General features: G+C 49.7%; 20 protein-coding genes and 1 pseudogene. 14 read left to right on the top strand and 7 right to left on the bottom strand.

The annotated features are described in order from the left end of the window. The first annotated feature begins 1 nt into the window (after position 1). The 7 genes and pseudogenes from murC to fba all read left to right on the top strand — a co-directional run bounded on the left by murC (position 2) and on the right by fba (position 8206). Positions 2–1417: a UDP-N-acetylmuramate--L-alanine ligase gene (gene murC / locus R3E63_03830; protein ID MEZ5539085.1), complete on the top strand. Its 1416-nt coding sequence runs from the start codon at positions 2–4 to the stop codon at positions 1415–1417. After that, a complete protein-coding gene (locus R3E63_03825; protein MEZ5539084.1) occupies positions 1414–2373 on the top strand; it encodes a D-alanine--D-alanine ligase in 960 nt (319 codons plus the stop codon). Before murC ends, R3E63_03825 begins: the two co-directional genes overlap by 4 nt. Beyond that, positions 2366–3229 (top strand): FtsQ-type POTRA domain-containing protein, encoded by an 864-nt coding sequence (locus R3E63_03820; GenBank protein MEZ5539083.1) that lies wholly within the window; start codon positions 2366–2368, stop codon positions 3227–3229. Before R3E63_03825 ends, R3E63_03820 begins: the two co-directional genes overlap by 8 nt. Next, positions 3226–4454, top strand: a pseudogene (gene ftsA / locus R3E63_03815) (cell division protein FtsA). Before R3E63_03820 ends, ftsA begins: the two are co-directional and overlap by 4 nt. A gap of 57 nt (positions 4455–4511) precedes the next feature. Further along, a complete protein-coding gene (gene ftsZ / locus R3E63_03810; protein MEZ5539082.1) occupies positions 4512–5774 on the top strand; it encodes a cell division protein FtsZ in 1263 nt (420 codons plus the stop codon). 174 nt (positions 5775–5948) lie between these two features. Further along, positions 5949–7124 carry a phosphoglycerate kinase gene (locus R3E63_03805; protein ID MEZ5539081.1) on the top strand — a complete coding sequence of 392 codons (1176 nt, stop codon included), beginning with the start codon at positions 5949–5951 and terminating at the stop codon, positions 7122–7124. A gap of 17 nt (positions 7125–7141) precedes the next feature. Beyond that, on the top strand, positions 7142–8206 hold the full coding sequence (gene fba, locus R3E63_03800) for a class II fructose-bisphosphate aldolase (GenBank protein ID MEZ5539080.1): 1065 nt from the start codon (positions 7142–7144) through the stop codon (positions 8204–8206). Positions 8207–8280: 74 nt separating this feature from the next. Here fba and ppa read toward each other — a convergent pair whose 3' ends face one another. Continuing rightward, positions 8281–8817, bottom strand: coding sequence for an inorganic diphosphatase (ppa, locus tag R3E63_03795; protein ID MEZ5539079.1), 537 nt, complete (start codon positions 8815–8817; stop codon positions 8281–8283). A gap of 68 nt (positions 8818–8885) precedes the next feature. Further along, the gene (apbC, locus tag R3E63_03790) at positions 8886–9980 is read right to left on the bottom strand and encodes an iron-sulfur cluster carrier protein ApbC (GenBank protein MEZ5539078.1); all 1095 of its coding nucleotides are present in this window, start codon (positions 9978–9980) and stop codon (positions 8886–8888) included. Between the two features lie 134 nt (positions 9981–10114). Between apbC and R3E63_03785 the strand changes: the two genes are divergently transcribed. Further along, the gene (locus tag R3E63_03785) at positions 10115–11674 is read left to right on the top strand and encodes a diguanylate cyclase (protein ID MEZ5539077.1); all 1560 of its coding nucleotides are present in this window, start codon (positions 10115–10117) and stop codon (positions 11672–11674) included. A 41-nt stretch (positions 11675–11715) separates the two neighbouring features. Further along, complete coding sequence (locus tag R3E63_03780) at positions 11716–12984, top strand: glycosyltransferase family 87 protein (GenBank protein MEZ5539076.1); 1269 nt, start codon at positions 11716–11718, stop codon at positions 12982–12984. Between the two features lie 12 nt (positions 12985–12996). Here R3E63_03780 and radA read toward each other — a convergent pair whose 3' ends face one another. Beyond that, positions 12997–14364, bottom strand: a complete 1368-nt coding sequence (gene radA / locus R3E63_03775; protein MEZ5539075.1) for a DNA repair protein RadA — start codon at positions 14362–14364, stop codon at positions 12997–12999. A gap of 433 nt (positions 14365–14797) precedes the next feature. Here radA and R3E63_03770 point away from each other — a divergent pair, with 433 nt between their 5' ends. After that, a complete protein-coding gene (locus R3E63_03770) occupies positions 14798–15001 on the top strand; it encodes a hypothetical protein (protein MEZ5539074.1) in 204 nt (67 codons plus the stop codon). A gap of 25 nt (positions 15002–15026) precedes the next feature. Here R3E63_03770 and ptsP read toward each other — a convergent pair whose 3' ends face one another. From ptsP to R3E63_03755, 3 genes are all read right to left on the bottom strand, one after another. Further along, the gene (gene ptsP, locus R3E63_03765) at positions 15027–17318 is read right to left on the bottom strand and encodes a phosphoenolpyruvate--protein phosphotransferase (GenBank protein MEZ5539073.1); all 2292 of its coding nucleotides are present in this window, start codon (positions 17316–17318) and stop codon (positions 15027–15029) included. Positions 17319–17330: 12 nt separating this feature from the next. Beyond that, a complete protein-coding gene (locus R3E63_03760; protein MEZ5539072.1) occupies positions 17331–17834 on the bottom strand; it encodes an RNA pyrophosphohydrolase in 504 nt (167 codons plus the stop codon). A 470-nt stretch (positions 17835–18304) separates the two neighbouring features. Beyond that, positions 18305–19219, bottom strand: a complete 915-nt coding sequence (locus R3E63_03755; GenBank protein MEZ5539071.1) for an FHA domain-containing protein — start codon at positions 19217–19219, stop codon at positions 18305–18307. A 153-nt stretch (positions 19220–19372) separates the two neighbouring features. Between R3E63_03755 and yrfG the strand changes: the two genes are divergently transcribed. From yrfG to R3E63_03735, 4 genes are read left to right on the top strand one after another with little or no spacing between them, the layout of a single operon-like run. Beyond that, a complete protein-coding gene (gene yrfG, locus R3E63_03750) occupies positions 19373–20068 on the top strand; it encodes a GMP/IMP nucleotidase (protein ID MEZ5539070.1) in 696 nt (231 codons plus the stop codon). After that, complete coding sequence (locus R3E63_03745; protein ID MEZ5539069.1) at positions 20065–20523, top strand: DUF4124 domain-containing protein; 459 nt, start codon at positions 20065–20067, stop codon at positions 20521–20523. The genes yrfG and R3E63_03745 overlap by 4 nt, the downstream gene beginning before the upstream one ends. Before the next feature lie 45 nt (positions 20524–20568). Beyond that, positions 20569–21426: an Hsp33 family molecular chaperone HslO gene (gene hslO / locus R3E63_03740; protein ID MEZ5539068.1), complete on the top strand. Its 858-nt coding sequence runs from the start codon at positions 20569–20571 to the stop codon at positions 21424–21426. 22 nt (positions 21427–21448) lie between these two features. Further along, positions 21449–22090 (top strand): SGNH/GDSL hydrolase family protein, encoded by a 642-nt coding sequence (locus tag R3E63_03735; GenBank protein ID MEZ5539067.1) that lies wholly within the window; start codon positions 21449–21451, stop codon positions 22088–22090. On the opposite strand, the gene recN is transcribed toward R3E63_03735, so the two are convergent. Beyond that, positions 22091–23758 carry a DNA repair protein RecN gene (gene recN, locus R3E63_03730; GenBank protein MEZ5539066.1) on the bottom strand — a complete coding sequence of 556 codons (1668 nt, stop codon included), beginning with the start codon at positions 23756–23758 and terminating at the stop codon, positions 22091–22093. Between the last annotated feature and the right edge of the window lie 79 nt (positions 23759–23837).

Below are 23837 nucleotides of genomic sequence, written 5' to 3'. Positions count from 1 at the left end.
TATGCGCCGTATTCGTCGCATACATTTTATTGGTATTGGTGGCGCGGGTATGTGCGGCATCGCTGAAGTGTTGTTGAATCAGGGGTACATTATTTCAGGTTCTGATTTGCGTGAAGGTGTAGTCGTTGATCGCCTGCGTTCTCTTGGTGCTACGGTGTTGATTGGTCACTCAGCAGACAATGTTGCTGATGTGAATGTCGTCGTGGTCTCGACGGCGATTGATCCAAAAAATCCAGAATTGTTGGCTGCGCGTGAACTGCGCATTCCTGTTGTGCGTCGTGCCGAAATGTTGGCAGAAATCATGCGCTATCGTCACGGCATTGCTGTAGCAGGTGCACATGGAAAAACAACGACGACCAGTTTGATTGCATCTATTTTGGCAGAGGCAGGGCGCGACCCCACTTATGTTATCGGCGGTCTGTTGAACAGTTCTGGCAGTAACGCGCGTTTAGGTGCAAGCCGTTATTTGGTGGCAGAGGCGGATGAAAGCGATGCATCATTTTTGCATTTGCAACCGATGGTGTCGGTTGTCACCAATATCGATGCCGATCATATGGAAACTTACGGCGGCGATTTCAAAAAGCTGCAACAAACTTATGTGCAGTTTTTGCATAACTTGCCGTTTTACGGTGTCGCGGTGGTGTGTGTAGATGACAAACCGCTGTGCGAAATTTTTCCGGATGTCGGTCGTCCACTGTTGACTTACGGTATGAGTGAAGAAGCCGATTTTCGTATCGTCGATGTGCAGCAAGAAAAAATGCAAAGCCGTTTTACCGTGTTGCGCCCTGAGCATCCGCCGATTACTGCCGTGATTAATTTGCCTGGTTTGCATAATGTGCAAAATGCAGCGGCTGCCATTGCTGTCGCAACGGATGAAGGTATTGCGGATGATGTGATTGTGCGTGCCTTGGAAAAATTTCAAGGTGTGGGCCGTCGCTTTCAAGTGTACGGTGAATATCCTGTGCAATCTGGCACCGCAATGTTGGTGGATGATTATGGTCATCACCCGCGCGAAGTGGAATCGGTTGTCAACGCTGTGCGCAAAGGCTGGCCAGAGCGCCGTTTAGTAATGATTTATCAACCGCATCGCTACACGCGCACGCGCGATTTGTATGACGATTTTGTGCAAGTGTTGTCGAAAGTGGATGTGCTGCTGTTATTGGATGTGTATTCCGCCGGTGAAGCGTTTATTGCCGGCGCAGACAGTCGCGCATTGGCGCGCAGTATTCGTCAGCGTGGACAAGTCGATCCTGTGTTTGTCGAATCGATCACTGAAGTGCCCGATGTGTTAGCGCCACTGTTGCAGGCGGGTGATATTGTGGTGACGCAAGGTGCGGGCAATGTCGGTTCTTTGTCGGGCATGTTGGCACAGCGCGGTTTACAAGTTGCAACATCGAGCGGTGGAAAAAAATCATGAGTCATGCTTTGTCTGCTCAGTTAGGCCATGTGGCAGTTTTGTACGGCGGACTGTCATCAGAGCGCGAGATTTCTTTGAAAAGTGGTCAGGCTGTTGCCGACGCTTTGCAACGCAGTGGCGTATCCGTTGAATTAGTCGATGTGGATGCAGATTTTTTAAGTGTGCTTGCCGAGCAACAAAAAGGTTCGCGCAAAAAATGGGATCGCGTTTTTATTGCACTGCATGGCGTGGGCGGTGAAGACGGCAAAATGCAAGCCGTGTTGGACATGGCGGGCGTGCCGTATACCGGCAGCGGTGTGCTGGCTTCTGCATTGGGCATGGACAAATGGCGCACCAAAATGGTGTGGCAAGCGCAACAATTACCGACACCAGCGTATGCGTTGTTGAATGAAAATACAGATTGGTCTGCGTGCATGGCATCACTGGGTGAATGTGCCATCGTGAAGCCCGCGTGTGAAGGCTCTAGCATTGGTATGCGTCGCGTTACCAGTGCGCAAGAATTGCGCGAAGCATTTGAATACGCCAAAGATTTTGCCGGCGCTGTGTTGGCAGAAACATGGATTACCGGTGCAGAGTTCACCGTTGCTATTCTCAACAATAAAGCCTTGCCTGCTATCCGTTTAGAAACAGGGCGTGAGTTTTATGATTTTGAAGCGAAATATTTGAGTAATAGCACGCGCTATTTGTGCCCTTGCGGTTTATCGGCTGAACAAGAAAAAAACTTACAGCAGTTAGCAGAATCAGCGTTTGCTGCGGTGGGTTGTTCCGGCTGGGGGCGCGTGGATGTGATGCAAGATGCGCGTGGCGATTTTTATCTACTGGAAGTAAATACGGTACCCGGTATGACCGACCACAGTTTGGTGCCGATGGCTGCGAAAGCTGCCGGTTTGTCATTTGAAGCATTGGTGTTGGCGCTGATTGAATCTACTATGCAGGGTGCTGTGAATAATGCTTGATCGCAGTTTGAGTTCGTCAGGATTTGCACGCACTGCAACCGAGTTGCAGTCGTCAAATTTTGATCGTGCAGGACTTGAGAGAACGCTACCCGGTCACACAATGGCTTACGGTATTGGTTTGTTGTTTTTACAAACTTTGTTTGTCTGCGCGTTGATTGCAGGTAGTTATTTTGCACTACCTTGGCTGCGCGCAACTTTTGATAAGCCCATTACTCATGTGCAAGTACGCGGAGAGTGGCAAGCCTTGGATAGGCAAGCGATTGAGCGCGCCGTAGCTATATATGAAACCGATACTTTTTTGCGTATTGATCTCGATAAATTAGTGAAAGAACTGGAAGGTCAGCCATGGATTGCGCGTGCGCGCGCACGCCGCCAATGGCCTGACACAGTCGCAATCGACATCGTAGAAGAAAAGCCGATTGCCTACTGGGGTGATCGCTGGATGGTGAATGCTAAAGGGCGTATTTTCGAGCATCAGGGTTTGTATCAAAACCAGTCACTGCCGCGCTTATGGAGTGAAATTGCTGTCCCGACTGAAACCATGAATTACTACCAAATTTTTGAGCATCAATTGCAGGCGGTTAACCTGCGCTTGCAGGGTATTAGTCAAAACTTACAGGGCGATTGGCGTTTAACGCTCGACAGTGGTTTGAGTGTGATTTTAAGCCGCACAGATCCCGCAAGCAGCATTCGTTATTTTGTTGGTATCTATCAGCAAGTGATATTGCCTTCGCAGCGACAGGCTTTGGTTATTGATATGCGTTATCGGCACGGTGCAGCCATTCGTTGGCAACAGTTAGCTGCGACAGAAACTGCATCACCACCGACAAAAAATCTTGCAGGAGAAAAATCATGAATGAGGAAAGAAATCGCGTCGTTGCTCTGGATATCGGTACATCCAAAGTGGTGGCTTTGGTGGGTGAACTAGATGCCGATGGCTGCTTGGAGATCATTGGTATTGGCAGCCACAAATCGACCGGTTTACGCAAAGGCGTGGTGGTGGATATTGAATCTACCGTGCAATCGATTCAACGCGCTGTCGAGGAAGCAGAATTGATGGCCGGCTTTCAGATTCATTCTGTATTTGCAGGTATTGCCGGTAGCCATATTCGCAGTTTGAATTCGCACGGCGTGGTGGGTATTCGTGATCGTGAAGTACAGCAGGCGGATGTTGAACGCGTTATTGAAGCGGCACAGGCAGTGGCCATACCTGCCGATCAAAAGGTGCTGCACATTTTGCCGCAGGAATACATCATCGATAATCAAGAGGGTGTGCGTGAGCCGATAGGTATGTCGGGTGTGCGTTTGGAAGCCAAAGTGCACTTGGTCACTTGCGCGGTCAACGCTGTTCAAAATGTGGAAAAGTGTATTCGTCGCTGCGGGTTGGAAGTGGAAGATATTGTGTTGGAGCAATTGGCCTCCAGTTATTCCGTGTTGACAGAAGATGAGAAAGAATTGGGTGTGTGTTTGGTGGATATCGGTGGCGGTACAACCGATATCGCTGTGTTCACCGAAGGTTCCATTAAACACACACAGCAGTGATTCCCATTGCGGGTGACCAAGTCACCAATGACATCGCCATGGCGTTGCGCACTTCCACGCAAGCAGCAGAAGAAATTAAAGTGAAATATGCGTGCGCACTGACGCAACTGACGCGCGCAAATGAAATGATCAACGTGCCCAGTGTTGGTGAAAGAAATTCACGCGAATTATCGCGTCAAACGCTAGCGGAAGTGGTCGAACCAAGGTACGATGAACTGTTTACACTGATTCGTGCAGAGTTGTCTCGTAGTGGGTACGAAGGCATGATCGGAGCGGGAATTGTTTTAACCGGCGGCACTTCAAAAATCGAAGGCGCGGTGGAGTTAGCAGAAGAAATTTTTCACATGCCGGTACGCGTGGGGGCGCCAGCAAATATCAAAGGACTCGATATTGTGAAGAATCCTATTCATGCCACGGGTGTTGGGTTGCTGTTGTACGGTATTAAGCAACTGAAGGAAGGCAAACCGAGTATGGATGGGGAGACCGATCAAACAGGGGTGATCGAAAAAATAAAGCGTTGGTTTAATAAAAACTTTTGACCGTTATGGCCGTTTAACAAAAACGATGTTTAACAAAAAACAAGGTGGGGGAATGCCATGTTTGAATTAGTAGAAAACTTAGCACAAAACGCAGTGATCAAAGTGATTGGTGTCGGCGGTGGCGGCGGCAACGCTGTGCTCCACATGGTGGAGAACAATGTCAGTGATGTTGAATTCATTTGTGCAAACACTGACGCGCAGGCGCTGAATAAAATGAAAGATAGCACCGTGCTTAAAATCGGCGGCGGTGTGACGAAAGGTTTGGGTGCAGGTGCCAACCCTGATATCGGTCGCCAAGCGGCGCTGGAAGACAAGGAGCGCATCGCAGAAGTATTGCGCGGTGCCGATATGGTGTTCATCACTGCCGGTATGGGCGGCGGTACCGGTACAGGTGCTGCACCCATCGTGGCGCAAGTTGCCCGTGAGATGGGCATTCTCACGGTAGCGGTCGTGACCAAACCTTTCCCTTTTGAAGGGAATAAGCGCATGGCTGTGGCACAGCAAGGTTTGGCTGAGCTGACAGAATATGTTGATTCTTTGATTACCGTACCCAATGAAAAATTGCTGGCAGCAATGGATAAAAATGTCACGATGCTGACAGCTTTCAGGGCGGCGAACGATGTATTGCTCGGTGCGGTGCAGGGTATTTCTGAATTGATCATGAAAGAAGGTTTGATCAATGTGGATTTTGCTGATGTGCGCACGGTGATGTCAGAAATGGGCGTTGCCATGATGGGCACGGGCAAAGCTTCTGGCGAAGGTCGCGCGCGCGCGGCTGCTGAAGCGGCAATTCGCTGCCCGCTGCTGGAAAATGTTGATCTGCAAGGTGCGCGAGGCATTTTGGTCAATGTAACGGCTGGTTATGACCTCGGTTTGGGTGAGTTTGAAGAAGTCGGTCGTGCCATCCATGAATTCGCCTCTGAGAACGCCACCATTGTTGTGGGTACGGTGATCGATCCAGACATGAGCGATGAATTGCGCGTCACAGTTGTAGCTACAGGCTTGGGTCAGCGCCCTGCTGAAGTGAAGCCAACGAAAGTAGTGGATAACACCGTAGGGCAATCGCGTATGGCTGCAGCAACATCAATGAGCAGCCCGCCAAACTATGATGAGTTTGATCAGCCGGCGGTTACGCGTCATCGTGGACGCGGTGAAACTTACGGCCGTACCTATGGTGGCGCGGACAACAGCTATACCTCGCCACGAGCAAGTTCGGCTTCGGCGGCGCGCAGCGAGCAGGAGTATTCATCATCGTTAGATCACCTTGATCAAAACGATTACTTCAATGTGCCAGCGTTTATTCGTCGTCAAGCGGATTAACGCCCACCCAAAGTAATCCATACGATAAAAACCTTTCCGGCGCCCCCGCTGGAAAGGTTTTTTTATGCCTGCAGGTAAGCGACGCTCTGCCGCTATAATGCGCCGTTCAGACCAAAGACATCGGGAGTTTTATTTGTGTCAGTGAATTCATCAAACTCGCAAGCCGTCATCACCATGGCTGAATTGGATTTAGCCGGAAAGCGTGTACTGATCCGAGAAGACCTCAATGTGCCAGTCAAAAACGGCAAAATTACTTCCGACGCGCGTTTAGTCGCCGCACTGCCGACCTTGCAGTTGGCGCTGCAAAAAGGCGCGGCAGTGATGGTGTGTTCACATTTGGGTCGCCCCACAGAAGGTGAGTTCTCGCAAGAAAACTCCATGCAGCCAGTGGCTGAGTATCTGAGTAAAGCACTGAATTGCGATGTGAAATTACTGAGCGATTATCTCGATGGTGTTGCTATTCAGCCGGGCGAAATCGTGCTGTTTGAGAATGTGCGCTTTAACAAAGGTGAGAAAAAAAATAGCGATGAATTAGCGCAAAAATATGCTGCGCTGTGTGATGTTTTTGTGATGGATGCTTTTGGTACGGCGCATCGTGCAGAAGGCTCTACACACGGCGTTGCCAAGTTTGCCAAAGTGGCCTGCGCTGGCCCTTTATTAGCGGCGGAATTGGATGCGTTGGGCAAAGCCTTGGATAAACCGGCTCGCCCGATGGTGGCAATTGTTGCAGGCTCAAAAGTTTCGACAAAATTAGATGTATTGAATTCTTTGTCTACGCTGTGCGATCAATTGATTGTCGGCGGCGGTATCGCCAATACATTTTTGGCGGCAGCCGGTTACAAAGTCGGTAAATCATTGTGCGAACACGATTTAGTTGCAACAGCAAAACAAATCGCTGCAAAAGTACAGGTGCCATTGCCGGTGGATGTTGTGGTTGCGGATGCGACACAAATTGGCGATGACTTTATGGCGTTTGTCGCCAACAGCAAACCTGTGGTTAAAGCGGTGGCTGATATTAGTGATAACGACATGATTCTCGATATCGGTCCGAAAACTGCACAGCAATTTGCTGAGATGTTGAAAGCGGCAAAAACGATTTTGTGGAACGGTCCTGTCGGCGTGTTTGAAGTGGATGCTTTTGGTGGTGGTACGGAAGTCATGTCGCGTGCAATTGCGGATAGCTCTGCGTTTTCCATTGCAGGCGGTGGCGATACTTTGGCAGCGATTGATAAATACAAAGTGTCAGAAAAAATTTCTTACATTTCTACCGGCGGCGGCGCTTTCCTTGAATTTGTTGAAGGGAAAGAGCTGCCAGCGGTGGCTATTCTGCGCGAACGCGCAAAAAACTAATCTAACGGAGATTTGTTATGGCTTTAGTCAGTTTGCGTCAGCTGCTCGATCACGCAGCAGAATTTAATTACGGTGTGCCAGCATTTAATGTCAATAATTTGGAGCAGATGCGCGCCATCATGGAAGCAGCAGATAAAACCGATTCACCGGTGATCGTGCAGGCTTCTGCCGGTGCGCGTAAATACGCTGGCGCACCGTTTTTGCGCCATTTAATTCTCGCAGCAGTTGAAGAATTTCCACATATTCCTGTGGTGATGCACCAGGATCACGGCGTGAGCCCTGCTGTTTGCCAGCGTTCTATTCAGCTCGGTTTTTCTTCGGTGATGATGGATGGTTCACTCGGCGAAGACGGTAAAACACCAATGGATTACGACTACAACGCGCGTGTGACTAAAACGGTGGTTGATTTTGCGCACGCTTGCGGTGTTTCTGTTGAAGGAGAAATCGGCTGCTTGGGTTCTTTAGAAACCGGCATGATGGGCGAGGAAGATGGTCACGGCGCCGAAGGTGTGCTCGATCATTCGCAACTGTTGACTGACCCTGAAGAAGCAGCAAATTTTGTGCGCGATACGGGTGTGGATGCGCTGGCAATTGCGATCGGCACTTCGCATGGCGCGTACAAATTTACACGTCCACCGACGGGCGATATTTTGGCGATTGAACAAGTGAAAGCCATTCACGCGCGCATTCCGAATACACATTTGGTAATGCACGGTTCTTCGTCGGTGCCGCAGGATTGGTTGGCGATCATCAATGAATACGGCGGCGACATCAAAGAAACTTATGGTGTGCCGGTAGAGCAAATTGTTGAAGCGATTAAACACGGCGTGCGCAAAGTGAATATCGACACCGATTTGCGTTTGGCATCCACCGGCGCGATTCGCCGCTTTATGGCAAAAAATCCAGCTGAGTTTGATCCGCGTAAATATCTGAAAGAAACCGTCGGTGCGATGCGCGATGTGTGTATTCAGCGTTACGAAGCTTTCGGCACTGCGGGACAGGCGAGCAAAATCAAGCCGCTGTCATTGGAGGTGATGACCGATCGCTACGCTAACGGTGAATTGAATCAGCAAGTAAAATAAATGCCGCAGTAAAAAGAAGTAATAAAAAAGGTCGCTGTAATAGCGACCTTTTTTATTGGTGCGGAGAGTAAAACTCAGCCCTTATCTTTCAAGTAAGCATCGCGTGCTTTGATGATTTCCGCTTCAGCCGCTTTGGCATCTTGCCAGCCATCCACTTTCACCCATTTGCCGACTTCCAAATCTTTGTAGTTTTCAAAGAAGTGCTCGATTTGTTTGATCAGCAGTTGTGGCAAATCAGAAATTTCTTTCACATTGTCATACAGCGCAGACAATTTTTTGTGTGGCACGGCGAGCAATTTAGCGTCTTTGCCAGCTTCATCCGACATATTCAAAATACCAACAGGACGCGCGCGAATCACGGAGCCTGGCGCAACGGGATACGGCGTAACCACCAATACATCCAACGCATCGCCATCTTCTGACAGTGTGCCTGGGATATAGCCGTAGTTGGTTGGGTAGAACATCGGTGTTGCCATGAAGCGATCAACCATCAAGCAATCGCTGTCTTTGTCGATTTCGTATTTGATCGGTGCGTGGTTAGCAGGAATTTCGATTGCTACATAAATGTCGTGTGGCAGTTCTTTACCAGGGGGGAGGTCGTTATAGCTCATTAGGGTTCTCGTACAGGTGGGTAAAAAAAGCGGCGGAATTGTAGCAGCAGACGGCGCGGTCGTCTTTCTCAGTCTTTCACTTGCACCACGCCAGGGATGCTGCTGCTGACGGGTAGAAGCGACAACTGTGCTGCCATGTTGAGTGCGATGTCGCGGTAGCGTTCAGCCAGCGCGCCCGTGGGGTCTGCTGCAACCGTGGGTGCGCCACCGCCAGCCTGTTCGCGGATACGGCGATCCAGTGGCAGCGAGCCCAGCAGCGGCGTTTGATATTCCTGCGCGATGCGTTCGCCACCGCCCTCGCCAAAAATGTGCTCGGTGTGGCCGCAGTTGCTGCAAGTGTGCATGCTCATGTTTTCGATGATGCCTAGCACGGGCACGTGAATTTTGCGGAAAGCTTCGATGCCTTTGCGCGCATCCAACAACGCAATATCTTGTGGCGTCGTGACGACAACAGCGGCAGTTAAGGGTGCTGATTGCGACAGCGTGAGCTGGATATCGCCCGTGCCTGGAGGCATATCGATTAATAAGTAGTCGAGGTCATCCCACAGCGTTTGGTTCAGCAGTTGTTGTAACGCGCCACTTGCCATCGGGCCGCGCCACACCATCGGTGTGCTCTCGGTAACCAATACGCCCATCGACATCAATTGAATGCCGTGCGCCTGCATCGGTACAAAATACTTTTGATCGCGCGTGTCAGGGCGTGCGTCGGGCGCGATACCCATCATCACGGGAATACTGGGGCCGTAGATATCTGCATCCAATAAACCGACTCGTGCGCCTTCAGCGGTGAGAGCTAGAGCTAAATTGACTGCAGTGGTGGATTTACCCACGCCGCCTTTGCCGGATGCGACAGCGATTAAATTACTCACGCGTCGCATCGGCGCTGCTTTGCTGTGGCTGAGATGGTTGGCAACGCGCCAACGAATATCCCATTCAATTTTTTTGATGTCTGGAATGGCTTGCTGAATTTGCTGCTGTAGCGTGGCACTCAACGCGTTGCGCTGATCCAAAGGAATGGGATAGCCAAATTCCAGCTCGATGGATGCAATGCCACTGTCAACGCGAATGCGGCGTAAGCATCCGGCGGAGACTAAATCGGTTTGCAGGTAAGGCGCTGTATAGCGCTGCAGAAGGGCTTCAATTTGCGGGATTAATGCGGCCATGTGGCTATTGCTCTGAGAGGTTGCTACTATCAGCGCGAACGCTTGGGTAATTCTACCATTTGCTTCCATAAGCTGAGAAATAATAAGAGCGGGAGTGGTGGTGTTCTTGGGGCTATTGCACGGAAGATGGGTGGATGTTGAGTCACTTTACTTATATACGGGTACTGAACTTGTTGCTGGGAATTTCGCTGGCAACGACATCTTTTGTTTTGTCCTACAAGCATGAGCGCCAGCAAATTTTCCAAGAATTTACCTCGCAAGTAGACGCATTTGCCAGTTCTTTAGAGTTGGAATTGGGGAGAAATATCGCTGTATTGAATTCTTTTCGCAGTTTTCACGAAGCATTTCCACAGGTTGATCAAAAAGGGTTTGCAACGTTTAGCCGCAACGCGCGTGAATACAATGACGGTGTTTATAGTATGAAGTGGGTGCCACGCGTACTGGAAAAAGACCGTTCAACGTTTGAGTCAGAATTAAAAGCAAAATTTGGTGTGCAGGGTATTACGGATGTTGATGTTGCACAGAATGATAAGCCGTTTTCTCCTTCGCCTATCAGTGAAGAGTATTACCCTATTTCCATGTCAGAGCCTGAATTCAGTAATGAACTACCCATTGGGTATGATTTGGCATCAAAAATTGTGACGCGCACGGCGCTGGAAACGGCGACTTCCAATGATCAGGCCATCGCATCTACACCATTAACAATAACGGAAGATGGTAAGAAAAAATTTATCTACTTTATTTCACTGCCGCTGTATGCCCAAAGCGTTGATAGCGAAGAAGCTCGATGGAGAGAGTTAAAAGGGTTTATTGTCGGCTTGTATGATATCGATACTATTTTTAGCACAGTTTTGGGAAATACTTGGAATTGGAATGAAGATAACGGTATTGCCTTGGATGATAATTCTGGGCAGGTCAGCGCTTCTTCTATTCGTGTAGCGCAACATGTTGGCACGGATTTAGTCGATGATGACCGTTTCGTGTATTCCAAGCAGCTTTCTCCGATTGCTGATTTGCAGTGGTTTATCGTCGGTACGCCTTCAAAAAGTTATTTTCGCAGTCATCGCACGCTCTTTCCTTACATGTTAGGTGTGGGCATTTTGTTGTTCTCTTTGATGATTGAAGCGTATTTGCGCGTGTTGCGCCGTATGGATAATGAATTGCAGGATGCTGCGTTGATGGATGGTTTAACGCGCATTCCTAATCGTCGCCGCTTCTTTGAAATGGTGCATAAAGAATGGCCGCGTGCGCAGCGTTTCTTTAGACCGCTGACCATTATTCTTTGCGATGTGGATAACTTCAAAAAATACAACGATGTTTACGGTCATGTTCGCGGTGACCGTTGTTTGCATGATGTGGCGCAAGCGTTGCATAAAAGCATACATCGCCCTGGTGATATGGCAGCGCGTTATGGCGGTGAAGAATTTGCCATTATTCTGCCGGAAACAACATTAGAAGCTGCGCGAGAAGTGGCTGAAAAATGCAGGCAGGCTGTGCAAGATTTAGGTATTGAACACGCCGCCAATGCAAATTTCGGCGTAGTAACAATTAGTATTGGTGTAGCGTGCGTCGTACCAGAAGACGCCTTGCACTACGGCGATTTAATCGAGATGGCAGATCAAGCTTTGTACGAAAGTAAAGAACGCGGCCGAAACTGTGTGTCTTTGTATCGAACACGATCTTCCATCGTCTAGCTATTTTTTTGCAGTGCTGCTTTAAACTTGGACTTTTTTGAGTGTCATTAAAAATACAAGCCTATACTGGCGGCAGTAAAGAACGCTCCCTTTTTTTGTTAGCGTATTCAATTGCATTTGTTCTAATGCTTCTCCTTATTGTGCGAGTTTACTTGCGTCATGATAGCTTTGGTATTTGGGACTTCCCATTTATATTTGATTTTGCTAATGATTTTATAAAAACAGGTTTTTTATATAGCCAAGATGCTTCTCTTTATAAGCCTTCTGTTCCTACTGGGTATCCGCACCCGCCGTTATCACCTTCTCTTTTGATTTTTGTAATAAAGCTTGGATTTTCTAGAGAGGCGATATTTAACTTTTTGTCATTCGCGCATGTTGTGTGCTTTGTGGGTGCTGTTTGTTGTTGTTGGTATGGCGCCTTTGTGAAGCGCTCTTTGGCTTCGCTTTTTGCTATTTTTTTTGTTGCGGGTCTTATGATGCCTACAATGGAAAATAATTTGATGACTCTTCTGTTGGAGCCGTGCCTTCTTTTTATTGTTTGTCTTTCTTTGGTTTCTCTTTCAAGAGGTCATGATTTTCTAGCTGGTTCCTTTATTGGAGTTGGAGCTATGCTGAAAATTTACCCTGGAATTTTTTTGCTCTATTTTCTGTTGACTCGTAGATGGAAGTCTGTTTCTGGTGCGGCATTTGCTGGTTTTGTTTGTTTGCTGTTTTCTGTTTTTGTTATGGGTGTGGAGCAAAATGTAACGTACTTTTTTGTGGCTCTTCCTCAACAGCTTAAAGAGTTGCCTTATCTGTTTTTTTATGAAAATACATCGCTGCCGAGCTATGCGCTATATTTTGATCTGTTGTCGCCAGAGGGTGCAAAGCGTATTGGTACGGTAATTTTTCTAGCATTGTTATTTCTCTCTCTTTATCCATCTAGCATGGAGCCGCTAGCGACTAAGAACAAAAATATGATTATGTCTATTGATTATGCCGTGATTGTTGCCTTGTTGGTTTTGTGTATGCCAAATTCCTGGTGGAATTATCAGATACATCTGTTGGTTCCTGCTGTCGTTGTTGCTATTTTTTTGATAAAGCAAGATAGGGTGAGATGGGGGCTGCTGTCTTTATTTGTTTTTTCAATAATTTCATTATCTATCACGGTGGTTATGTCGATTGATAATGATATTCAGTATTTTATTGATATGGATAACTCTGTGCGTATGACATACATTGTGTTGAGAGGGCTGCCGAATATTATTCTTTTCGGGCTGCCCTTTTTTATTAGGTGGCAAATTTTTCTTGGAAAGCCGTACAACTATTAAGTTAAACTGCACCTACTCTGTAGCCGCTAGTGCCTCAGCCAATTTTTTTACGCCGATGACTTCCATCCCTTCAATTTTTTCACGCGGCGCGTTAGCGGCAGGCACAATGGCTTTGCGAAAACCGTGCTTCGCGGCTTCTTTGATGCGCTCTTGACCGCTAGGTACTGGGCGAATTTCACCGGATAAACCCACTTCACCGAAGACCACTAAATCGCGCGGCAGTGTGCGATTGCGAAAACTAGAAACCATCGCCAACAGCGAAGCTAAATCGGCACTGGTTTCAGATACTTTGACACCGCCAACCACATTCACAAACACATCTTGATCGCCGAGCATCAATTCACCGTGGCGATGTAAAACCGCTAACAACATCGCTAAACGGTTTTGATCCAAGCCGACTGCGACGCGCCGTGGGTTGCCGTAAGCATTGCTGTCAACAAGTGCTTGAATTTCTACCAGCAGTGGCCGTGTGCCTTCCCACACCACCATCACCACGGAGCCGCTGCTGATTTCATCGCTGCGCGATAAAAAAATCGCAGAAGGATTATTCACCTCGCGTAAGCCTTGTTCGGTCATGGCGAATACACCCAGCTCATTGACGGCGCCGAAACGATTTTTATGGCTGCGCAGTGTGCGATAGCGCGAATCATCGGTGCTTTCCAGCATGATGGATGCGTCAATCATGTGTTCTAACACTTTGGGGCCCGCAAGAGAGCCGTCTTTGGTGACATGTCCAACCAAGATCAACACCGTGCCAGTTTGTTTGGCAAAGCGCGTCAGCAACGCGGCGCACTCGCGCACTTGGCTGACGGAACCTGGCGCAGAGGCTAATTCTGGCCAGTGCATCACTTGGATGGAGTCAACCACCATCACAGCAGGTGAAAGTGATTCAGCGGCTGCTAACAGAGATTCGATATTGGTTTCAGACAGTGTGTGCAATTTATTGACGGGTAAGTTCAAACGGCGCGCGCGCATGGCCACTTGTTGCAGCGATTCTTCACCCGTGATGTAGAGGCAAGTTTGTGATTCCGCCAGTTGGCACAGCAGTTGTAGTAAGAGTGTACTTTTACCTGCGCCGGGGTTGCCGCCAATCAATACCGCAGAGCCGGCAACTAAGCCACCGCCGAGTACGCGATCCAACTCTGTGTTGCCTGTGTGTATGCGGGTTTGATCCTGCAGCGCAATTTGATCGAGCGTCTGTATACCGCCACCTGTTTTGCCAGCAAAGCCTTCGCGACGTGAGGGTGCCGTAGTTTTACTGCTGCCCAAGCGCACTTCAGAGAGAGTATTCCAACCGCCACAGGCCGTACATTGCCCTGCCCACTTGGTGTAATCCGCGCCGCATTCATTGCAGACAAAAGCGGTTTTGTTTTTGCTCATGATGGCTGTTTTCGCTGTAGAAAATTGGATTTGTAAAAACAGCGCCTATGGTACACCGCAGACCCTTGAGAATTATTTCGAAACTGCGCGTGGGTTTTTGTAAGAAAAGGCTTACAGCAATTGGAGACATTGGCGACTATGCGCACTAGGTATTTTTAGCAACAATGGCTTCACACGGACGACAGCACACACGGAGGTGCTAACCGAACGGATAGCCGGTAACACGGCGACAAGGAATGGATCAGTCAGGGAGCATGGAGCATTGGACTGATCTTAGAAGGCGCTCAAGGATGCGACCTGCTAGCGGCAGGTACTTATTTTGAGAGCACAAGGAAGACATCTAACAGATGGATCCGAACCCCGCAGCGCTGGAAGCACTGCGGGGTTTATTTTTTCCGCTATGATGAAATCAGTCAATACGCTGGAGACGCCCGTGAGTATCAAGGGTATTGTTATTTTTCTTGCCATCATCGGTGGTGTGATTTGGTTTGTGCAAAAGCAATCGCACGAACAACTCAGTAAGCCTGTCAATTTGCTGGAAGGTCAGCAAAAACAAATGCAAAAAGCCTCCAATCTTGGCAAGCAGATGCAGAACGATCTCGACCATAGAATGCAGTCAGTGCCGTCGGCGGAGTAAAAAAAACTACGAGCAGTGTGAGCTTTTACGCTTCTTCCGTTTCGTTGTGCAATAGGCGTTTACTGACGCCCCACTGTGCCAAGGTGCCGTTGGCGTGTTGGCTGATTGCGCGCGCATCGTGCATCGACAGCACTTCAGACAGCAATTTTTTTGCGTCTGCCATGCGCAGATGGCGGATAACCGATTTCACTTTGGGCAGGTTGTTGGCGTTCATGGAAAGCGCGTCATAGCCCATGGCCATCAATAGCACTGCAGAGCAGGGATCTCCGGCCATTTCACCGCACACACTGACGGTTTTTCCTTCGGTGTGTGCTTCATTGGCGATATAGGCCAGCGCTTGCAAGATAGCTGGGTGAAAATGACTGTAGAGGCCAGCGACGCGCGCGTTGTTGCGATCAACGGCCAGCAAATACTGCGTGAGGTCATTGGTACCGACAGAAAGGAAATCGGTGGCGCGTGCCAACTCGCGAATTTGGTACAGCGCAGCTGGCACTTCGATCATCGCTCCGAGCTGCGGTAGCTGAATATCGTGCCCTTCCTCCTGTAATTCATGCCATGCACGATGAATTAGCTGCAGCGCTTGCTCCAACTCTACTGTGCCGGAAATCATCGGCAGCATAATGCGTAGGTTATTCAGACCTTCGCTGGCTTTCAGCATGGCGCGTACTTGCACCAGAAAAATTTCTGGATGATCCAGTGAAACGCGTATACCGCGCCAGCCCAAAAAAGGATTGTCTTCACGGATAGGAAAATACGGTAGTGATTTGTCGCCACCAATATCGAGGGTACGCATAGTGACAGAGTGTGGTGCGAACGCGCTCAATTGCTCGCGATAAAGGCTGCGCTGCTCTTCCTCGCTGGGGAAGCGATCGCGCAATAAAAAAGCAACTTCTGTGCGATACAAGCCCACGCCTTCTGCGCCGCGATCCAATCCGCGCACCACATCGGTCATGAGCCCTGTGTTAGCCCACAGCGGTAGCCGATGCCCATCCTGCGTTTCGCTGAGCAGTGGCGTCAGTGTGTGGTACTCACGCGAGAGTTGTTGTTCTTCGCGCCACACTTCTTCAAATTGGTGGCGGCGCTCTTTGGTTGGATTGGTGTAAACCTTGCCGCGGTACGCATCGAGAATAATTTGTCGGCCATTCAGTTGCTGAATGGGTAAATTTGCCACGCCAACCACAGTGGGAATACCCATAGCGCGTGCCAGTATGGCAGCGTGGGATGCACCGGAGCCGCGCACTGAGATCAAGCCGACAAGCTGCCCTTCGGGCACTTCACCGAGCATGGAGGCGCTGAGTTCTTCGGCTACTAAAATGGTTCTTGCCGGATATACGGTGCGTTTGTTGTCCTGGTTTTGTAGGTTCATGGCTGCCAACACGCGCAAACCTAGGTCGCGCACATCGGTGGCGCGTTCGCGTAAGTAAGCGTCTTCCATGTCTTCAAAAGTGCGTATGTGTTCACGGATGACGCTGGCCAGTGCAGATCGTGCTTGTAGGGCGTCAGTGCGAATAAGTGCACTGATTTCGCCGCCTAAGGCACTGTCAGTCAGCATGCCGAGATAGACGGCAAACAGCGCGCGCTCTTCCTCGCGCAAGCGGTTTTGCAGCTGCTCCGACAATTGCTGCATATCCTGGCGCACGCGTTGCAGTGCGGCATTGAGCAGTATCAGTTCAGCATCAATGTCGTCCGTTTTCTCGATGGGGATACCATTGAGGTCGGCGGGCGGATAGACCACCACCACCTCACCCAGTGCCACGCCTTGTACGGCGGATATCCCTTTGAAATTGGCTTCTGGGGATTTATAGCCGTGCAGGCGGCTGGGTGGGTCGAGCGAGCGCGTCGCCTCAGCGTGCGCGATGATGGCCGCCAACTGCGCCGAGAGTGTGACGAGGAAAGATTCCTCCGATTCGTCAAAGTGTCGTTCTTCGATTTGCTGTACGACCAATACGCCGGTCACTTTGCCGTGGTGGATGATCGGCGTGCCGAGAAAGGAGCGAAAGCGCTCTTCGCCCGTTTCTGGAAAATAGCGGTATTGTGGATGTGATTCAGCATCATCCAAGTTGATCGGCTCTTCGCGTTTAGCCGCCAAGCCAACCAAACCTTCGCCAACTGCCAAACTGACTTTGCCCACGGCATCCTGATTCAAACCTTCGGTAGCCATCAGGATGTAGCGCTGGCTGTCGGTGTCGAGCAGATAAATGGAGCAGACCTGTGTTGCCATCTCGGTGCGCACGCGACGCACAATCAATGACAAGGCCTCCTCCAAGTGGGTGGCTGCGTTGACTTCTTGAACCAATTTTCGCAGGGCGTTTAGCATCAGACCCTCGCTTTATCGAAGCGATAAGCTGCTGGATAACGCCAAATGGTAGGGCGCAAGTTCCTTGAGGGCGCTGCGATAAACTTCGCGCTTGAAAGAGACGACTTGTGTGAGAGGGTGCCAGTAACTCACCCAGCGCCAGTGATCAAACTCAGGCGGTTCGTCGCTGTTATCAAAGTGTATTTTGGATTCATCGCCAACCATTTCCAGAAAAAACCATTTCTGTTTTTGGCCGATGCACAGTGGATTTTGATGTTTGCGTACCAAGCGGGGTGGCAGACGATAGCGCAGCCAGCCGCGCGTACAGCCTAAGATGCGGACATCGCTAGCGCCCAGCCCAACCTCTTCATTCAACTCTCGAAATAGCGCTTCTTCAGGGTTTTCCTGCGCTTGAATGCCGCCCTGCGGGAATTGCCACGCATCCATGCCGCCAACACGGCGAGCCCACAACAGTTCCCCTTGTGCATTCGCCAATATGATGCCGACATTGGGGCGAAAACCTTCTGAATCAACCACAAACACCTCACGATTGTCTGCATTGTTCCACAGATCACGGGCAGGGCAAAGTAACTTGTGCGTTGAATGTCTTAATCAAAAATGTGTCAGCTGTTGTGTGTGGCTATTGGTAACAACTTGCGTCGCATCTGGTAACAAATTAAGCGGTCAAACAATCGTAGATTTTGGTAGCTGTGTCTGTAATCGATTGATTTATAAAGATATGAAAAGTTGGCATGCAGATTGCAATAACTTTAGTACAACAATAAGAAATGGTAGCGGTAACAATAACAACGAACGCCGTGCCGACAACAAGAAAAATAACGCAGCCAAGAAGAACAAGACAAGAACAACAAGAATATAGGTTAAGAAAAATAATAAATAGCAACAACAGCAGCGTAGTACAAAGAGACTGCCAATGGATCGGGTAAAGGAAGGGTAGACGAAAGTCTGAACGCAAAGCCGGAACGAGAAATCGCTCCGGCTTTTTTTTAGATGTTAAAAATGATATAGCCGAGAATGCCTAGTACGCAGATGCCGAGCAGGATGGAGATCCACAGCATAGAGCCGTTTTGGTTCTTGCGCACAGGCACTTCATGGTAACGGTTGCCGTGAGAAGTGGGCTTAGTAATCCATTCTTTGGGCTGATACTCCTGCGCTTTCAGTGCTTCGATGTTTTGTAGTGTGCTGTGTAGATCCAAGGTCTTTTGTGTTGGATTGCTACTGGTGCCGGATGTCGTGCTGCTGCGATGGGTGGCAGGGCCTTGTACGCGGAAGCTGTAAACATCGAAGCGCAAACGATCGCCTGGGTTGACGACTTGCTCTCCGCTGATGCGCACTTCGTTGACATAGCTGCCGTTGGCTGAATCTAAATCCAGCACGGTCAAATAATCACCGTGTTTAAAAATTTGAGCGTGGCGGCGCGATAAATGATTGCCGGGGATGACGATATCGCAATCTTTGCCACGGCCCAGCAATACAGACTCTGCGTGTAGATCGAAGGCTTTTCCTGGTTGCCAGCTGCTGTCAGAAATCAATCGCCATGAGGCGCTGGTGTTGACGGCTGAACGAGGTGCTTGTTTTGGGCTTGGTGCGGCGATGCGAGTGGAAGTCAGATCGTTGTCGTCAGACTCCACCACTTCAAAGTGAACATTGCCGATGCTGACTACATCACCGCTGCGCAGGTCTTTGTATTTGACTTTTTTACCGTTGACGAAGCTGCCGCGCTGGCTCTTATTGTCTTGCAGGAACAATTTTCCATCGTGCTGGATAATGCGCGCGTGTGACTCTTCCACGGTGCTGGTGTCGAGCACGACGGTATTGCCTTGCCCTCTGCCCACAGTGCACACATTGGCAGTGATGGGAAAGGCGGGGCGGCTGTTATCCTTGAAGCGAAGCTGGTACATGGAGTTGTAGCGACGTCCGTGAAATCAAATAGGTCTTGTGGGCAATGCCGAGATAAATCGGCGGTCGATTATATATCTCTAACGGTAGGTAGTGGTAGGTTGGCATAGCCTATTCGTAGCGTTTTAATGCAAACAGATTCCTTGGATAAGTGTATGAAAATGAATGCTTCTGCATGTCGGCGTGCGGCTGTCGCGCTGCCATGGCAAGAGATCGATACCGTTCTGCTGGATATGGATGGCACGCTGTTGGATTTGCGTTTCGATAATTACTTTTGGCAGACACATTTGCCGCGTCGCTACGCGGAGGTACATGGTTTAACGGAAGGAGATGCGTATACCTTGCTGGAGCGACGGTTTTTGGCGGAGCACGGCAAGCTAAATTGGTATTGCTTAGATTTTTGGCAACGCGAATTACAAGTGGATATTCTTGCGCTCAAACGAGAGGTGCAGCATTTAATTGGTATGCGGCCTCACAGTGCAAAATTTTTGGATGCGTTAGCTGCGGCGGGGAAATCTATTTGGTTGGTGACGAATGCGCATGCCGATAGTATCCGTTTGAAAATGGAACATACTCCACTAGGGCATTGGTTGGATCGTATAGTGAGTTCGCATGATTTGGGTGCGCCGAAAGAATCGCCAATTTTTTGGCAAAAACTACAGGTGCAACACTCATTTGAGAAAACAAGAACGCTCTTTGTCGATGACACTCTTTCTATTTTGCAAGCGGCGCAGAGTTTTGGTGTAGCGCATCTGCTTTGTGTATTGCAGCCAGATAGTGGTTTGCCGCCGCGTACCGTAACAACATTCCCCGCCGTTGTTGACTTTAATGAATTGGAGATTGTGCAATGAGGAAATTACTTCTATTGGCAATTTTGCTTGGTTTCTTGGTGCCTGTGCGAGCAGAAGTATATAAATGGGTAGACGAGAATGGAAAGGTGCATTTTGGGGATCGCGCACCAGAGGATAAAAAATCTGAATCTATTGATAAGCAGCTTAATAAAGTCAATATTGACCATGGTAGTAGTGCCAAGCCAACAAGGTTGGCGCCACAAACCGAAAAAACACAGGATGAGAAAAATTTAGAGATAGAAAAAAAGAAAGCACTAGAAAAAGCGATTGGAACACAGTGTAAAAAGTGGCTGTTGGATATTGCAGCGATTGAGCGAGGAGATAGAGGGGCTTTTATTGGCGAAGATGGTAAAGAGGAGATTGTCTTGGAAAGGGATCGAGGGACAAAATTAGCTGAATGGAAGGATGATTACCGTAAATCAAATTGCCAAAAAATTTATCCTTTATCGAGATGATTTTCGATATTGTTGATGGTATGTAATAAGTAATGGTACCTACAAATGAACGATAAAAATTTAGATACGGTAGTGCGTTTTTTGTTTGAAAATGCGCCAGTACGCGGCGCATGGGTCAATTTAACGCAAAGTATGCAAGCAATGCCGGCGCTGACATCGACATCCATAATGGGAAAAAAACTGCTGGGAGAAAGTGTGGCAGCAGCCGCGTTGCTCAGTGCGAATTTGAAATTAGAAGGGCGCGTGGCTATTCAGGCGCGCGGTAACGGTGCGCTGCGTTTATTGGTAGCGGAAAGCACACAGCGCGCTGGCGTGCGTGGTGTGGTGGAGCTGGATGCAACATCGGTCACTGCTTTAAATGAATGGGTAGTTGATGGTTATCTCGCCATCACTTTATTGCCGGATCACGGTGAAAGTTATCAGGGTATTGTGCCGTTGCAGCACGCGCGCTTACAAGATTGTTTGGCGGATTATTTTCGTCAATCGGAACAATTAGAGACAGCTTTGTGGTTGGTGTCTGACGGAGAACACGCGGCGGGATTATTGTTGCAGGCCATGCCAGGCGCACGCGATGACGATAATGCGTGGCAGCATTTACATGCCCTGGCGAGCACAGTTAGAGATGAAGAGTTGTTGTCGCTGCCTTGTGAAAAATTACTGCACCGTTTGTATCATCAAGAAACGGTGCGTGTGTTTGATGCAGAGCCAGTAAATTTTCAGTGCTCGTGCAGCAAAGAGCGCTCGGCGGCGGCTTTGGCAACTTTGGGGCGCGAAGAATTAAAACAATTGTTTCAAGAGACACCTGTCGTTGATGTGGATTGTCATTTTTGCGGCAAGGCGTATCAGTACTCTGAACGCGATATCGACAAAATTTTGGACGAAATTTCACCAACACTGCATTGAAGTTTTCTAGCGAGGTGTCTTTATGTTGATCGAACCCGGTAGTCGTTTATTGATGATTGGTGCTTCACTCACGGACAGCGGCAGAGGGCGCCCCGTTGGTGAAGCGCACGAATTGGGCAATGGCTATGTATGTCAGATCAATGCGCTGCTTGGCGCTTTGTATCCTGCGCATAGTATTCGCGTGTTGAATGTTGGCACGAGTGGCAACACGGTGCGCGATCTCAAAGCGCGTTGGAAACAGGATGTATTGGATTTAGAGCCGCACTGGTTGTCGATATTGATTGGCGTGAATGATGTGTGGCGACAATTTGATTCACCGCTGCGCACCGAATTGCATGTGCCGATTGATGAATACGAGCGCGAGTTGGATGCCTTGATTCGCAGTGTGAAGCCTACTTTGCAAGGCTTGGTGTTGATGACGCCATTTTTTATTGAATCCAATCGTCAAGATCCGATGCGTGAGGCGATGGATGCCTACGGCAATGTCGTACGCAAATTGGCAGAAAAACACGGCGCAGTTTTTGTGGATACGCAGGCGGTGATAGATGGCTTGCTGGAACACATGCACCCGATGACGCTGTGTTGGGATCGCATCCATCCCAGCCAAACAGGTCACATGGCACTGTCGCTGGCGTTTATGCGAGCCATCGGCGCAGCGGTTTAGTTAATCCACTGCCAAAATTTCTTGCGCGTGTGCACGCGATTGCGCAGTGATTTTTTCACCGCCGATCATGCGCGCAATTTCATCAACGCGCAGTGCGTTATCCAGTGCTTGCAGTGTAGTTTCCATGCGTTTGTTTTTGAGTTGTTTACTCACTTGCCAGTGCTGATGTGCCTGCGCGGCGACTTGCGCTTGGTGTGTGACGCACAACACCTGCCCGCGTTCACCGAGCTGACGCAGTAGTTGACCAACCACCACGGCAGTTGCGCCGCCGATGCCGACATCCACTTCATCAAATATCAGCGTGGGCGTGCGCGAAGTGCTGGCCGTGACCACTTGTATCGCCAGTGATATACGCGACAGCTCGCCGCCAGAAGCCACGCGCACCAAACTGCGTGCTGGTGTATCGGGCTGGGTGCTGATTAAAAACTCGCTGTGTTCTGCGCCATGTTGGTGAGGCGCTGCATCTGCGTGTGGCGTTAATGCAATCTCAAAACGGCAGTGTGCCATTTTGAGTTGCGCCAGTTGCGCGTTGACTTGCTGCGCCAGATTTTTAGCAGTTTTGTGTCGCAGTTTGCTCAGTTGCTCCGCGAGTTTTTGATACTGCGTTTCCTGCTGTTTTTGCTCTTGCTGCAAGCGTGCAATCGCGCCATCGCTGTCGCGCAGCAGCGCCAATTCTTGATGCAGTTGCTCGTGCAGTGCGGGTAGCTCTCGTGCTTGCACACGGTGTTTGCGCGCCAATTCATACAGCGTGTCGAGCCTTTGTTCCACTTCGTGCAGGCGTTCTGGGTTGATGCTGACATGATCGCGATAATGCGTGAGGTCTTGCGCCGCTTCATCAATTTGAATCAGCGCGCTGTCCAACATTTCTGCCACCGTGGGCAGTGCTTCGCGCAAAGGTGAACGCGCTAGCAGTTGTTGTGCGTGCGTTAAGGCCTGTTGCAAATTGAAGGGTTCGCCTTCGCTGCACAACTGCAATAACTGATCGCAATGTGTGATCAATTCGCCGGCGTTGGCGAGTTGTTTTTGCTCGGCTTCTAAGGCGAGCAGTTCATCGGGCTGCGGCGCGATGCGATCCAGTTCATCCACTTGATATTCCAGCAATTGCAAGCGCGCTGTGTTGTCTTGATTGCTGCCTTGCAGTTGTTCAATTTTCTGCCGAATTTCTCGCCATTCACGAAAAGACACGCGTACTTTTTCCAGCGCGCTCTGATGCTGACCGAAAGCGTCCAGCAGGCGCAGATGCGTCTCTTTTTTCAGCAGCGATTGGTGTTCGTGTTGGCTGTGAATGTCGATCAGCATTTCGCCCAGCTCGCGCAGTTGCGCCAGCGTGGCGGGCTGACCGTTGATCCACGCGCGCGCGCGGCCTTCGCGCAGTATCACGCGCCGCAGCAGGCATTGTTGTTCATGCTGCGGAAAGCCGTGCGCCTCCAGCCAATCGCGCGCTTCGGGAATGTGTTGCAAATCAAATAGCGCGGCGATGTCGGCGCGCTCAGCGTCATTAGCGATGGCCTCTGCATCAGCGCGATCACCCAGCGCCAAGCCCAGCGCATCCAGCAAAATAGATTTGCCCGCACCGGTTTCGCCAGTGATCGCCGTCATGCCGGCACGCCACTCGGCATCCAGCGAGCGGGCGACGGCGTAGTCTTTGATGGTCAGTTGCAGCAGCACGGCGCAGCTTCCTTATCGGTAGTGGTTTTTTATACAGTGATTATTTATACAGTAGTTGTGGCGGTGGGCAAGGGCGCAA

It is taken from the genome of Pseudomonadales bacterium (assembly GCA_041395665.1).
Lineage (GTDB): Bacteria > Pseudomonadota > Gammaproteobacteria > Pseudomonadales > UBA7239 > UBA7239.
Note: the sequence above shows the minus strand (reverse complement) of the source record. Positions and strands in the feature narration are given on the sequence as shown.

Bases quoted from the DNA above. Each gene is read 5' to 3' on its own strand.
- murC (MEZ5539085.1), top strand. From the start codon at position 2: ATGCGCCGTATTCGTCGCATACATTTTATTGGTATTGGTGGCGCGGGT.
- R3E63_03825 (MEZ5539084.1), top strand. From the start codon at position 1,414: ATGAGTCATGCTTTGTCTGCTCAGTTAGGCCATGTGGCAGTTTTGTAC.
- R3E63_03820 (MEZ5539083.1), top strand. From the start codon at position 2,366: ATGCTTGATCGCAGTTTGAGTTCGTCAGGATTTGCACGCACTGCAACC.
- ftsZ (MEZ5539082.1), top strand. From the start codon at position 4,512: ATGTTTGAATTAGTAGAAAACTTAGCACAAAACGCAGTGATCAAAGTG.
- R3E63_03805 (MEZ5539081.1), top strand. From the start codon at position 5,949: ATGGCTGAATTGGATTTAGCCGGAAAGCGTGTACTGATCCGAGAAGAC.
- fba (MEZ5539080.1), top strand. From the start codon at position 7,142: ATGGCTTTAGTCAGTTTGCGTCAGCTGCTCGATCACGCAGCAGAATTT.
- ppa (MEZ5539079.1), bottom strand. From the start codon at position 8,817: ATGAGCTATAACGACCTCCCCCCTGGTAAAGAACTGCCACACGACATT.
- apbC (MEZ5539078.1), bottom strand. From the start codon at position 9,980: ATGGCCGCATTAATCCCGCAAATTGAAGCCCTTCTGCAGCGCTATACA.
- R3E63_03785 (MEZ5539077.1), top strand. From the start codon at position 10,115: ATGTTGAGTCACTTTACTTATATACGGGTACTGAACTTGTTGCTGGGA.
- radA (MEZ5539075.1), bottom strand. From the start codon at position 14,364: ATGAGCAAAAACAAAACCGCTTTTGTCTGCAATGAATGCGGCGCGGAT.
- ptsP (MEZ5539073.1), bottom strand. From the start codon at position 17,318: ATGCTAAACGCCCTGCGAAAATTGGTTCAAGAAGTCAACGCAGCCACC.
- R3E63_03755 (MEZ5539071.1), bottom strand. From the start codon at position 19,219: ATGTACCAGCTTCGCTTCAAGGATAACAGCCGCCCCGCCTTTCCCATC.
- yrfG (MEZ5539070.1), top strand. From the start codon at position 19,373: ATGAAAATGAATGCTTCTGCATGTCGGCGTGCGGCTGTCGCGCTGCCA.
- R3E63_03745 (MEZ5539069.1), top strand. From the start codon at position 20,065: ATGAGGAAATTACTTCTATTGGCAATTTTGCTTGGTTTCTTGGTGCCT.
- hslO (MEZ5539068.1), top strand. From the start codon at position 20,569: ATGAACGATAAAAATTTAGATACGGTAGTGCGTTTTTTGTTTGAAAAT.
- R3E63_03735 (MEZ5539067.1), top strand. From the start codon at position 21,449: ATGTTGATCGAACCCGGTAGTCGTTTATTGATGATTGGTGCTTCACTC.